Raw genomic sequence first — 14,394 nt, 5'->3', positions numbered from 1 at the left:
ATAATGAAGATTCAAGAAGAAATTCAACAATTGCAAAGAGAATTAGCTCATCATGCCTATTTGTACTATGTAAAAGATGCGCCTATCATTTCAGATTATGACTATGATGTGTTATATCGAAAATTAGTAGATTTAGAAACAGCTCATCCAGAATATATTGTACCTACGTCTCCTACACAACGAATAGGGGCAAAAGTAGAAGGTAACTTTGAAAAAGTAGTGCATGGACAACGCATGCTCAGTTTAAGTAATGTATTCAATGATGCTGAAGTAGAACAATTTGGGGTGCGCTGTGAAAAGGAGCTAGGTCATGCTCCGCAATATGTGGTGGAATTGAAGATTGATGGCTTAGCGGTTAACTTACATTATGAAAATGGTCTCTTTGTGCGAGCTGTCACACGTGGTGATGGTCGTGTAGGGGAAGATGTAACAGCCAATGTAAAAACTATCCAGTCTATTCCATTAGTCATTGAAAATGCACCTCCTTTCATTGAAATTCGTGGAGAAGCTTATATGCCGCACAAGGAGTTCAAACGGATCAATGAAGAACGAGAAGAAGCTGGTTTGCAGACGTTTGTCAATCCACGCAATGCGGCAGCAGGTTCGTTACGTCAACAAGATCCAGCCATTACGGCAAGCCGAAATTTAGATTTTTTTGCCTATGCTATAGGATCTTCAGAAGGATCTAATATACATACACAATACGAATTGCTTCAGCAATTAGAAGCTTTCAAATTTCATGTAAATCCTCATTATAAGTTATGTAATTCTATTATAGAGGTTGTGGACCATATACAGTATTGGGATACAGAGCGTCATAGCTTGCCCTATGATACAGATGGCATGGTGATTAAAGTCAATGATTTTGAAGACCAAGAGACATTGGGGACCACAGCGAAGGATCCCAAATGGGCGACCGCATTCAAATACCCACCAGAAGAAGTGGAAACGATTGTGAAGGACATTACAATCAATGTAGGACGTACAGGAGTGCTCACGCCAACTGCAGAATTGGAATCTGTCTTCGTATCTGGCACGAATGTATCACGGGCTACTTTGCACAATGAAGACTTTATTAAAGAAAAAGACATTCGCATTGGTGACACAGTGCGTATTCATAAAGCCGCAGAAATCATTCCAGAGGTCATTTCTGTGGTGGTAGATAAACGAAAATCGGATTCTGTACCTTACGAAATGCCCAATGCTTGCCCGGTATGTGAATCTCCTACGGTACGTCGTGACGGGGAAGTGGCGATCTATTGTAGTAATGAACATTGCCCTGCAGTAGAGAAGGAAGGGATCATTCACTTCGCTTCTCGTGATGCCATGAATATTGATGGATTAGGACCAAGTATTGTAGAAGCCTTAGTAACCAACCATCGTATTAAAACGGTAGTGGACTTGTATCATTTGAAAGAAGAGGATATTACATCCTTAGAGCGAATGGGTAAAAAGTCGGCGCAAAACTTACTAAAAGCGATTGACGATTCTAAACAACGTGGCTTAGGTCGAGTTTTATTTGGACTAGGTATACGTTTAATTGGTGCTAAAGCAGGGCAAACCATTGCGAAATACTTTACTTCCATTGATAGTTTAATGAATGCCACCATAGATGAGTTGACTAGCATTGATGAAATCGGCCCTACCATGGCAAAAAGTCTAGTAGAATACTTCGGTGATGATCGTAATAGACGATTGGTAGAAGGATTGCGTAGTGCTGGTGTACGATTAGAAGAGGAAGTACAAGAAGCAGCTGGAAATGAATTAGAAGGACAAATTATTGTATTGACTGGTAAGCTCAATTCCATGGGACGTACTGAAGCAGGGGCAATCCTAGAAGCTCATGGAGCGAAGGTAACAGGCTCTGTCAGCAAAAAGACAACCTTAGTGATTGCTGGTGAAGATGCAGGTAGTAAATTAACTAAGGCAGAACAATTAGGCATCCCAGTGATGGATGAGGAAGGCTTGTTGAATTTAATCAAGGATTTCTAGGTCTATCTATTGATAATGAGGTAGTATATCCTCTATAATAAAGAGATAAGCTTAGAGAGGTTACAAATATGGAACATAAGACATTACTGGAATACTTCCAAGACCATACAAGTTCACATCCTTTTGAAGTGTTGCATCATGTAACACTTAAGAATGTATCTCCTGGACATGTGGAACTAGACTTTCACAGTGAAGAACAATTACATAGTAATCCACGAGGCGATGTGTATGGTGGGGTACATTTGAGTTTATCAGATTACCTCATGGGATTGGCTTGTATTACCTTAGGAAAGCAAGTGACAACGGTACAAATCAATGGTAACTTTGTGAAATCATTGCCTAACAATGCAAGAATTCGCGGTGTATCCAATGTGGAGCACAAAGGACAAAGTACGATGGTTACATCTTGTCGTTTGTATAACGACATGGGAGAACTTGTCTATATGGGAAGTGGAACCTTTATGGTTCTTGACGATTTGGTATTACCAGAATTACCATGGTCGTTATTAGATGAAGAATAGTTGGAGGATAGGAATCAATGAAAGAACAATTGCAAGCATTGCAAGAGAAAGCAATTGCCCAAATTCAAGGGGCTGCGAACTTGCAGGAACTACAAGATATTCGCGTTACCTATTTAGGTAAAAAAGGGGAAGTTACATCCTTGTTGAAAGGCTTAGGTAAACTATCTCCAGAAGAGCGTCCTGCTATGGGAGCCTTGGTGAATACAGTTCGTGTCGCATTGGAAGCGGCATTAGACAGTGTACAACAACAAATGGAAGCTGCTGTACTTGCAGCTAAATTAGAACAAGAAACCATTGATATTACATTACCTGGTCGTCCTGTTCGCAAAGGTCATTTGCACCCGTTAACACTAATCAACGAAGAAATTGAACAATTCTTTGTGTCTATGGGCTATGCTGTAGAAGAAGGCCCTGAAATTGAGTCAGACTATTTTAACTTTGAATGCTTGAATTTAGCTGCCGATCATCCAGCTCGTGATATGCAGGATTCTTTCTATATTACAGATTCCGTATTACTTCGTACGCATACATCTCCAGTACAAGCTAGAACATTACAACGCAGCGAAAAAAATGCACCTATCCGCATGATTGCACCGGGAAAAGTATATCGTTGGGACTATGATGCCACACATTCTCCAGTATTCCATCAAGTAGAGGGTCTTGTCATAGACAAGAATATTACCTTCTCTGATTTGAAAGGAACATTGGAATTGTTCTTGAAAAAAATGTTTGGTGAAGATACTGCGGTTCGTTTCCGTACAAGCTTCTTCCCATTCACAGAACCAAGTGCAGAAGTAGATATTTCTTGTTGCATGTGCCATGGTGAAGGATGCCGTGTATGTTCTCACACAGGTTGGTTAGAAATTCTTGGTTGCGGTATGGTACATCCAAATGTGTTGAAATTAAATGGCTATGATCCTAATGAAGTGCAAGGGTTTGCCTTCGGTATGGGTGTAGAACGTATTGCAATGTTGAAATATGGTATTAATGATTTACGTTTATTCTATGAAAATGATAAACGTTTCTTAACGCAATTCTAGGAGGTTATCGTGAAAGCTAGTTTACAATGGATGAAAGACTATGTATCTGTGAATATTGGCGAGAATCCTCAAGAGTTTGCAGATACCTTAACACAAGCGGGTATTCCTGTAGAGGAAGTCATTAACTGTGATACAGGTATAAAAAAAATCTATACAGGAAAAATCGTAGAAATTACGAAACATCCTGATGCAGATAAATTGCAAGTATGCCAAGTAGAATGCTTAACCGAAGAAGGGGAGCCAGTTACGAAACAAATCGTAACAGCCGCTACGAATGTAGCAGTAGGACAGATTGTCCCTGTGGCGTATCATAAATCTCGTTTGGCAGATGGTACAGAAATTAAAAAAGGCAAACTTCGTGGACAAACATCAGAAGGCATGTTCTGTTCTGTGGCTGAGTTCGGCTTATCCACAGATGTAGTATTGCCAGAAGAAGCTACTGGTATTTATATCTTCCCTGAAGGTACAGCTATTGGACAAGATGTAAAAGAAGTACTAGGTCTTACTGATGTGGTCTATGAATTTGAGTTGACGCCAAACCGTGCAGATTGTTTTTCCATGGTTGGTTTAAGTCGTGAATTCGCAGTATTAGATAAAACAGAGGCTATATTCCCAGCTGTGACAGTACCAGAAGAGGGACTATCCATTGAAGGTCGTTTGAATATTTCTATTGCTGATACAGAGTTATGCTCTCGTTTCATGGGGCGTTTGATTGAAAACGTAACAGTTCAAAAATCTCCATTATGGCTACAAAATCGTTTGCGTAATTGCGGTATTCGTCCTATCAATAATGTGGTGGACGTAACGAATTATGTGATGTTAGAATTAGGTCAACCAATGCATGCTTACGACTATGATCATCTTCATGGACATAGTTTAGTGGCTCGTAAAGCTACAGAGGGAGAAGTAATTCAAACCTTAGACAGCAATGATCGCACATTAGCAGATACTATGCTTGTTATCGCTGATGCTGACCGTCCTGTAGGGGTAGCTGGTGTGATGGGTGGGGCTGATAGCGAAGTATCCAATGAAACAACAACGGTTGTATTGGAAGCTGCTGTCTTTAATGGAGCATCCATTCGTCGTACCTCTCGTGCATTAGGTTTACGCTCTGAAGCATCTGGCCGTTTTGAACGTGGTGTGAATAGCGAAGTGACACCATTGGCATTAGATCGAGCAGCACAATTGTTATTGGATATTACACCAGGTGCTACCGTAGCAAAAGGTGTAATCGATGTATATCCAACTGTGAAAGAAGTGCGTACAGTGTCTTTCACGAGTGAAGCTGTGAATGCGTATTTGGGTACGAATATTGCAGAAGAAGAGATGGTTAGCATTTTAACAACCTTATCCTTCGGTGTGAAAGTTGATGGTGAGACATTAGTGGCTACTATTCCATCTTGGCGTGATGATGTAACAGGCATGCCAGATATTGCGGAAGAAGTAGCGCGTATTCATAATTATGATAATATTGCACCTACTACGCCATTGGCACGAATCCAAACGGGTACAGTATCCCCTATGCATGCGTTAGTGCATGATGTGAAACATGCGTTGGCTGAATCTGGTTTAGATGAAATTATTACTTTCAGTTTCATGCATAAAGATAGTTTGCAAGATTTGTTGATTCCTGAAACAGATAGGAGACATCAAGCGATTCCTATTCTGAACCCAATTTCAGAGGAATTCCCTGTAATGCGTACTACTTTGGTGCCTAGCGTATTAGAAACAGCAAAACGCAATGTAGCACAAAAGAATTTAGACTTAGCTGTCTTTGAAGTGGCTGCTGTATACGAACCTAATGCGTTGCCACTTACTGAATTACCAAAAGAACGCATGATGGCAGCAGGGGTTATCCTCGGCAAATGGGATCGCCAAGAATGGAATGTAGCAGCTAGAAATGTAGACTTCTATGATCTAAAAGGTATTATTGAATCTGTATTAGCAAATCTTGGTGTTGAAGAGTATGAAATCAGCCGCAGCCAAGAACATTATTTACATCCAGGTGTGAGTGCTAGTATCACTGTAGATGGTGTAGAAATCGTACGTTTTGGTGAATTGCATCCACAAGTTGCAAGCCATTATGATATCAATGGTAAAGCGTACTTGTTCGAAATGGATTTAGAAGCATTGTTACAAGTAAACCGTAAAGGTATTTCTTTCACAGGTATTTCTAAATTCCCTGGTACAAGTCGTGACTTAGCGATTGTGGCACCAAAAACGGTACAAGCTGGTGAAATTTTGACTGTCATGGAGCAAGAAGGCGGCCAGTATTTAGAAGATGTTCGTATCTTTGACGTATATGAAGGAGAACATATTCAAGAAGGATATCGTAGTTTAGCGTATACGTTATCTTTCCGTTCTCATGAAGGAACATTGGTAGATGCTGATTTTGAAGATAGAATCCAAGCGATTTTAGCAACATTAGCTGATAAAGGTTGTACATTACGATAACATGTAAATCCTACGGGATGTATAGAATCGGTCATCTCTTTCAGGGGTGACCGATTTAGTATTAAGGAGTTATGATGGAATTATTAGCCCCAGCAGGGACAATGGAAAACTTCATGGCAGCCCTTGAAGCAGGGGCTGATGCCATTTATCTAGGCGGCAAGGTATTCAATGCGAGATCTCATGCGGGAAATTTTGAGTACGATGAGTTGCGAGAAGCTCTGCGCCTAGCCCATATATTACAAGTGGGTATTTATGTAACCGTAAATATTCTAGTAGGTGACCGTGAAAGCAAAGCTTTAGCAGATCATCTACGTGAGTTAGAACGCATTGGTGTAGACGGCATTATTGTACAAGATTTGGGTGTGGCAAGAATTGCTCGTCAAGTAGCACCTTCTCTAGAACTTCATGGAAGTACCCAAATGACAGCTACCAATTTAGAGACCGTACAATTTCTAGAACGCTTAGGATTTACAAGAGTGGTTCTATCTAGGGAACTGAGCTTAGATGAGATTCGTCATATTTGTGCACATGCAAAGGCTGAAATAGAAGTATTTATTCATGGGGCCCTTTGTATATCTTATTCAGGACAATGTTTGATGAGTAGTTTTATCGGTGGTCGTAGTGGCAACCGTGGATCTTGTGCCCAACCATGTCGCTTGCCATACCAATTGGTTACTTTAGATGGTGAGCAAATTACACACGACAAAGAAACTTATATTATGAGCCCTAAGGATTTGAACTATAGTGCCTATATGAAAGAACTTATAGAAGCAGGTGTGGCTTCATTTAAAGTAGAAGGTCGTATGAAAAAGGTAAGCTATGTGCATGAAGTCATCGGCACGTATCGGACCATAATTGATCGTGCGGGACAGGCGACACAGGAAGATTTCGCTCGTTTAGAAGAGGGATTTAATCGTGGTTTCTCTACAGCCTACTTAGAAAATAATGGTTCCAAGTCTATGATGACCATCAGTGCGCCTAACCATTTAGGGAAATACCTTGGGGAAGGGCAGGTTAAAGGACGTATGCTGGTCTTGTGCACTAATGAGGCTGTAGCAGAAGGCGACTTGCTGAAAGTCATCGCCCATACGGGAGATGTGCACTATATTACGGTGACGGCGGATATGACTTTTGATCGTGATATATGTCGGATTCCACTTACAGAAGCTGTTAGTGCAGGCAAGGTCTATCGTGCTAGCCAAGGTGGATACACCAAACAACGGGGGTTAAAAGATTTTACTCGTAAATACAAATCCTATATGTTCTTACATGGTGAAGAAGGAAGTACAGTGTCATTGACGATGATGTTAGAGTCTGGTCAAACCGTAACTGTCACTGATGAATATGTATTACAAATTGCTAATAACAAACCTACCTCTGTGGAGAAAATTACGGAGCAATTAGGTCGTTTAGGGAATACGCTATTTGATTTAGACCATGTAACAGTTCCAGAGGGGCCTTATATGTGGCCTAGCAGTGTCTTGAATAGCCTTCGAAGAAGTGCTGTAGATGCTATGGAGGAATTACTTATCGGTCAATACGTCGAGTCCTGGGAAGCTCGTAAAGAGAATTTGCCAAATGGGATGGAACTATTGGGTGATATGACAAAAACTGTAGGACAGGTGTTAGGATTTACACAGGCGGATATCCTAGAATCTAATACAAAACAATTAGAAATCTTAGTGGATTCCTTAGAAGGCCTGCAGCAGGCAGTCAAGACACCAGTAGACCGTATTGTGTTTGGCGACCCATTACACAGAATCCCAGTGGCAGATTCTGTATATCAAGAAGCTGTACAAATGTGCCGTGAGGCTAACAAAGAAATTGTATTTAGTACCCCAAGGGTGATTAAGGATAATGAAAGTACCGCTTTCAGAGATATGGTATCCCATATGGTACAAGCCAATCCAGATGGAATTCGAGTACATTTCCTAGGGGCTTTGGAAGTGTTGCATCAACTGGGATATACCGGTGTGGTGGAAGGTGATACAGGTTTGCAAACTTTCAATTCTCAAACCTTAGGAATATTGAATGATTTAGGATTTAGTACTGTCAATGTGTCCTTAGAAGCGACATTATATCAAATGAATACGATGGCCAGTAAAGGAATTATGCCCATTGGTGCTATTGTACAAGGTCGTGTGGAGCTGATGATTTCAGAGTATTGTCCTATCAGCAGTTTTGCAGGTACAGGCTATAAACGGGGATGCCCTTTAGTATGCACGAAAAAAGAGTATTCCTTACAAGATAGAAAAGGTGAGATATTCCCTATCTATACAGATCCATTCTGTCGTACCCATATTATGAATAGCCGAGAGCTAGATATGAAAAGCTATATCGACGACTTACGCCGTTCTGGGTTACAACGGTTGGTCATTGATGGAAGGCAACGAGGTCCTAAATGGATTGATAAAGAGGTGAGTATGTATCATCAATTACTAGAGGGGGCTGTAAAAGCACCGAGCAAAGAAGGAGCTACTCATATCACACGGGGACACTTTTTTAAAGGAATTTTAGGGGAATCATAATGAATAGTGAACAAGTCTTAGACTTTCAACATATACGACAAAAGCTAGCTGATGTGTGTTCATCTGCCATTGCTAAAGAATATGCACTAAATTTGCAACCTATGCACAACCGTCAAAAAATTGAAGATGCTCTAGATGAAACTGTGGAAGCTATGCGCTCCTTAGAACAAGAAGTGGAGCAACCTATCAGTGGCACGAAAGATATTCGTACTACCTGTTCAAAAAGTCGTAAAGAAATCATTTTGACTCGAGAAGAGCTTTGGGACTTGCATACCACTATCTTGGCATATAATCGGATGCATCGTTTTTTTAAAGAAAAGTATTTGCTCTATCCATTATTATCTTTGTGGGTACAGGATTTACCAAGTCATGATAAGTTGACAAAACGCTTTGAACGGACTTTCGATGCCTATGGTGTGTTATTGGATAGTGCTACACCGAAACTACAACAGTTGCGTATGACCATGAGTCGCACAAAGAATGCCATAAAAAATGATTTACAGCGGATATTACAAGATAAGGATAATCAAAAATACTTTCAAGAAGCTATCGTGACTATGCGTAATAATCGCTACGTCATTCCTGTAAAACAAGAATATCGAGGAGCATTTCCTGGTCTTATCCATGATAGATCTGCGACAGGTGCCACTTTATATATTGAGCCTATGCGGTTGGTAGATTTAAATAATGAATTGCAAGAAGCTACCTTGGCAGAGGAACAAGAAGTACTTCGTATTTACAAAGAACTAACAGAACTTGTACGAGCTCATGCAGATACATTACTGGATGCATGTAAGCGTGTATCTCACGTAGAATTTGTGTATGGTAAGGCGGAGCTGGCTATACGGATGAAAGCTGTTCGTGCCACCATCAGCCAAGGTCGAGAAGTAAACCTACTACAAGCTCGTCATCCTATGTTGGCTCCTAATGTGGTGGTGCCTACTACCATCACTTTGGGGACAAAGTATCGTATTTTACTGATTACCGGTTCCAACACTGGGGGTAAAACGGTATCCTTAAAGACTTTAGGGCTATTGGCATTGATGAACCAAAGTGGATTATGTATTCCAGCGGACAGTGGGTCTACGTTACCAATCTTTCACCATATTTATGCGGATATTGGAGATGAACAAAGCATTGAAGCTAGCTTAAGTACCTTCTCTGCCCATATGTCGCAGGTCATTAGGATTCTAAAAAAAGTAGGACCTAATGATTTAGTACTTCTTGATGAGTTGGGGTCTGGTACAGATCCAGAAGAAGGAAGTGCGTTGGGGATTGCCATTATTGAATACTTCCGTAAAAAGGGCGCATTAATGATGGTCAGCACTCATTATAATGAGTTGAAAACTTATGCATACCAAACGGAAGGTGTCGAAAATGGTCATGTAGAGTTTGATGAAAGAACTTTGCGTCCAACATATCGTTTACATATTGGCGTAGCAGGTAGTTCGCATGCACTTAGCATTGCCGCACGTTTAGGGTTACCACAAGAGGTGGTAGACTTAGCCCGTAAACAGTGGGAGCTGAATGGACGCAGTGCTATGGAAGATATGCTTCGTGACTTAAATCAAGAGCTGAGAAAAACGCAAGAGCGAGAACGAGCTTTGAAAAAAGAACAAGAAGAAGTTCGCCGTATGCGTACCCAAGTGATGCGAGATAAAAAAGCATTACAAGATAAGAAAAAAGTTATCTTAGAAAAAGCACGCGAAGAAGCGCAAAATATGAAGCGTTCAATTCGTATTGAAAGTGAACAAATCATTAAAGAGTTGAAAGGTTCTTTCAATGAAACGGATAAACAAAAGCGTCAAGATGCTATTTCTAAAGCAAGAAAAGGCGTATCCAATGTAGCTGTTCCTACAGGTGTGATAGAAAAACGAGATCGTTTAGATGTGACTAAGGTACAAGTGGGAGATGTTGTGTTCCTAGATAACTTACAATCGTTAGGCACTATATTGGCTATTCAAGGAAAACGGATTCAAGTGGATATGAATGGACTGACAGTGACTGTGAAAGAAAAAGATTTATTAGCAGCCACTCGTGAGGAAGCTAGTGCTTTATTGCGTAAAAAAAATCCTGCACCTATGTCCAATCGTCAACGGAAACGGTCAGGGATGGCTGTAGTTCGCCAACAACAGGCGTCAACGGAGTTAAACATCATTGGTAAAACAGTAGATGAAGCTGTTATAGAAGTAGGTCGATTTATTGATCAAGCTATCTTGGCAGGGTTGAACTCTGTTCGTATTATACATGGTAAAGGAACTGGTGCCTTACGTGCTGGAGTACATGAATATTTAAGGACTTTGCCTGGTATTGGTAATTACGATGTGGCAAGCTTAGATGAAGGTGGTGCAGGTGCGACTACAGTACTGTTGAAATAACGAATCTTATGTTAGGTTTGGTTTGATGACGTTCATGTTTTTCTAAGTTGTAGTGATATGCTAGGGATATAATTCGATTTGTACAAAAATATGCAAATAGAGTATAATTAAGGGAGTTCTATAGGAAATAATGAGCTTTAGAGAGGTGACATATGAGTCCTAGTTTATCAACGTCTGTTCCTCCTCGGAGACGGATTGTGAAAAAGAAACCGGTAAAGAAAAAATCATCATGGAAACGATCCTTTTGGATGTTCTTTATCTTGTTTATATTAATTGTGGCAGGCGCAGGTTGTGGCTTTTTAGGAGCCACTATGTCTTCGTTGCCAGATGTGAGTAATGTAAAACCAGCAGCTTCATCTCAAATTTATGATGCTGATGGGGAGTTAATTACGACGGTTCATTCCACGGAAAATCGATTGCCAGTGAAATTGGCAGATATGCCAAAGAACCTTCAAAATGCATTTATTGCGACAGAGGATAATCGTTTTTATAGTCACCATGGTATTGATCCAATTGGTATCATGCGTGCTTTGTGGGTAAATCTTGCTCATGATGGTGTAGCTGAAGGCGGCTCTACTATTACGCAACAGTTAGCTCGTAATGCTTTCTTAACGCAAGATCGTACATTCAAACGTAAAGTGATGGAAGCACTGTTAGCATTGCGGATTGAACAAAAATATACGAAGCAAGAAATTTTAGAAATGTATATGAACCAAATTTATTTTGGTCAAGGTGCATATGGTGTACAAACTGCATCACATGTATACTTTGGTAAAGATGTACAGGATCTTTCATTAGCACAAATGGCGGTATTGGCAGGATTACCACAAAGTCCAAACTATTACTCCCCATTTACCAATTTACAAGCAGCTAAAGATAGACAGGCTGTTGTGTTGGGACAAATGGTAAAATATGATTACTTATCTCCTGCACAAGCCGAAGAAGCAAAACAAGCAGATTTACAGTTGGCAGAAAAACCAGAAACTACATCTGAACATGGTGGTTTAGGGTATTTCATCGATTATGTGATCAATGAAGTATCTGAACGATATGGAGCTGATGCCATCTATAAAGAAGGTATGAAAATCTATACGACTATCGATAGAAAAGCACAAAGTGCTGCAGAGAAAGCTATGCAAAACTTGCCTGATTACTATACTGATGAAAATGGATTACATCAGCCTCAAGGTGCATTGATTTCTATAAATCCTCATAATGGACATATTGTAGCCATGGTGGGTGGTAGAGGAACAGATTCCTTTAACCGTGCTACTATGGCAGTACGTCAACCAGGTTCATCCTTTAAACCGTTTGTATATTTGGCAGCTTTAAAACATGGCGATAATCCAGGTACTGTGTATGTGGATAAACCGTCGGAGTTCCATGGTTGGAAACCGCAAAACTATTCACGTAAACACTACGGTGCCATGACGATGCGTAATGCGGTAGCACATTCTAATAACGTAGTAGCTGTATTGGCCGCCGATAAAGTAGGTATGTCCAATGTGCTAGATTTAGCAGAAAAAATGGGTATTTCTACTATCCAGGAAGGCGATCGAGATAATTTAGCGGTTGCATTAGGTGGTATGACACATGGAGTTAAACCAATTGATTTGGCTGTTGCTTATGGTGTATTTGCAAATAATGGTGTGAAAGTTAAACCTGTATCCATTACAAAAATCATTGACCGTAACGGCGCTATCGTAGAAGAAGGGTCTCCAGAAGAAACTCGTGTTATAGATGCTAAGTATGCATATATGATGACGAATATGTTGGAGTCTGTTGTAAAACATGGTACAGGTACTAAAGCGTACTTTGGTCGACCAGCAGCCGGTAAAACGGGAACAACTGATGATGAAAAAGACGCTTGGTTCGCTGGATACACTCCTGAGTTAGTCACTGTAGTATGGATTGGTGATGACAGCGGTGCTGAGAACTTACGAGGTATTACAGGTAGTCAAACGCCTGCGATTATCTGGCGTGAGTATATGCAATCTGTCTTAGCGAATACGCCAGCATCTAATTTCCCTGTTCCAGATGGTGTTGGACAAGAAGCCTATGCAGGTAATGTAAATCCAGCTAAAGACAAAAAAGACGATAAAGACAAAAAAGATGACAAAGATAAAGATAAGGATAAAAAAGACGAGGTAAGTAATGATGAAAGTCCATCACCATCAGATGATGGAGGATCTAAAAAACAAGCAGGTCCTACAAAAGAACCAGCTACAGTACCTAAATCCTCGAAAGGTTCAGAATAGGAGATATGTATGATTAGTGCAGCAGAACAGTTTCGCCTCATTTCCCATGGGGTGGCTGATCTTTTACCAGAAGATGAATTTAAAAAGAAATTAGAAAAATCCGTGGCAACTAATACGCCGTTGATTATTAAATTAGGTTTGGACCCAACGGCACCAGATATTCACTTAGGACATACGGTAGTATTGCGTAAGTTGAAATTATTTCAAGATTTTGGACATAAAGTCATTATCTTAATCGGTGACTTTACAGCTCGTATCGGTGACCCTACTGGTAAAAGTGTGACACGTCCTCCATTGACAGAAGAACAAGTCATTACCAATGCGAAAACATATCAAGAGCAAATCTTCAAAGTCTTAGATCCTGAAAAAACAGAAGTTCGTTTCAATAGCGAATGGTTGAGTAAATTAGACTTTGCAGATGTATTGAAATTAGCTTCTAAATACACCGTAGCTCGTATGTTAGAACGAGATGACTTTCACAAACGATATACAGAAGGTCGACCAATTAGCATTCATGAGTTCATGTATCCATTGATGCAAGGTTACGATTCCATCGCTTTGAAAGCTGATGTAGAATTTGGTGGTACTGACCAAACTTTCAACTTGTTAATGGGTCGCCATTTACAAGGTGAAGAGGGAATGCCAGAGCAAACGATTATTACGATGCCGATCTTAGAGGGCCTTGATGGGGTTCAAAAAATGAGTAAATCCCTTGGCAACTATATCGGTATTAGTGAGGCTCCCGCTGAGATGTATGGTAAAGCTATGTCGATTCCAGATGAGCTGATGATGCGTTATTTCATGCTTGTTACAGATATGTCTATTGAAGAGCAAGAACAATTGGCTAAGGACCTAGAATCTGGTACAGCGCATCCAAGAGATGTGAAAATGAAATTGGCTCATACTATTGTTCGTTTGTACCATGGTGAAGAAGCAGCTAACTTTGGTCAAGAAGAGTTTGTTCGTGTGTTCCAAAAACATGCGATGCCAACAGATATTCCTGAATATAAAGTGGCTATTACAGAAGAGCCTGTTTTTGTGCCACAATTACTATCTGATGCAGGATTAACAGCAAGTAATGGAGAAGCTAGACGATCCATTAAAGCTGGCGCATTTAAAATTGATGGTGAAAAATGCAACGAAGAACATATTGTGTTGAAAGACGGCATGGTGTTGCAAGTTGGAAAGCGGAAGTTCATCAAAATCGTCTCTTGTTAGTCTAT

General features: G+C 40.4%; 8 protein-coding genes. All 8 read left to right on the top strand.

The window, feature by feature from the left end:
• The first annotated feature begins 3 nt into the window (after positions 1-3).
• The 8 genes from ligA to tyrS all read left to right on the top strand — a co-directional run bounded on the left by ligA (position 4) and on the right by tyrS (position 14,389).
• Complete coding sequence (gene ligA / locus EO115_RS02040; protein ID WP_126937322.1) at positions 4-1,992, top strand: NAD-dependent DNA ligase LigA; 1,989 nt, start codon at positions 4-6, stop codon at positions 1,990-1,992.
• Positions 1,993-2,060: 68 nt separating this feature from the next.
• The gene (locus EO115_RS02035; protein WP_126937321.1) at positions 2,061-2,513 is read left to right on the top strand and encodes a PaaI family thioesterase; all 453 of its coding nucleotides are present in this window, start codon (positions 2,061-2,063) and stop codon (positions 2,511-2,513) included.
• A gap of 17 nt (positions 2,514-2,530) precedes the next feature.
• Positions 2,531-3,553 carry a phenylalanine--tRNA ligase subunit alpha gene (gene pheS / locus EO115_RS02030; RefSeq protein WP_126937320.1) on the top strand — a complete coding sequence of 341 codons (1,023 nt, stop codon included), beginning with the start codon at positions 2,531-2,533 and terminating at the stop codon, positions 3,551-3,553.
• Positions 3,554-3,562: 9 nt separating this feature from the next.
• The gene (gene pheT, locus EO115_RS02025; protein WP_126937319.1) at positions 3,563-6,007 is read left to right on the top strand and encodes a phenylalanine--tRNA ligase subunit beta; all 2,445 of its coding nucleotides are present in this window, start codon (positions 3,563-3,565) and stop codon (positions 6,005-6,007) included.
• Between the two features lie 71 nt (positions 6,008-6,078).
• Positions 6,079-8,535 carry a DUF3656 domain-containing protein gene (locus EO115_RS02020; protein ID WP_240628903.1) on the top strand — a complete coding sequence of 819 codons (2,457 nt, stop codon included), beginning with the start codon at positions 6,079-6,081 and terminating at the stop codon, positions 8,533-8,535.
• Positions 8,535-10,913 carry an endonuclease MutS2 gene (locus EO115_RS02015; RefSeq protein ID WP_126937318.1) on the top strand — a complete coding sequence of 793 codons (2,379 nt, stop codon included), beginning with the start codon at positions 8,535-8,537 and terminating at the stop codon, positions 10,911-10,913. Before EO115_RS02020 ends, EO115_RS02015 begins: the two co-directional genes overlap by 1 nt.
• A gap of 152 nt (positions 10,914-11,065) precedes the next feature.
• Entirely contained in the window at positions 11,066-13,171 is a 2,106-nt protein-coding gene (locus EO115_RS02010; protein WP_126937317.1) for a transglycosylase domain-containing protein, read from the top strand.
• 9 nt (positions 13,172-13,180) lie between these two features.
• Positions 13,181-14,389, top strand: a complete 1,209-nt coding sequence (gene tyrS / locus EO115_RS02005; protein WP_126937316.1) for a tyrosine--tRNA ligase — start codon at positions 13,181-13,183, stop codon at positions 14,387-14,389.
• The last annotated feature ends 5 nt before the right edge of the window (positions 14,390-14,394 follow it).

The sequence above is a fragment of the Veillonella sp. CHU740 genome, assembly GCF_003992055.1.
Classification (GTDB): domain Bacteria; phylum Bacillota; class Negativicutes; order Veillonellales; family Veillonellaceae; genus F0422.
The sequence above is the reverse complement of the archived record's forward strand: the minus strand, read 5'-3'. Positions and strand labels throughout refer to the sequence as shown.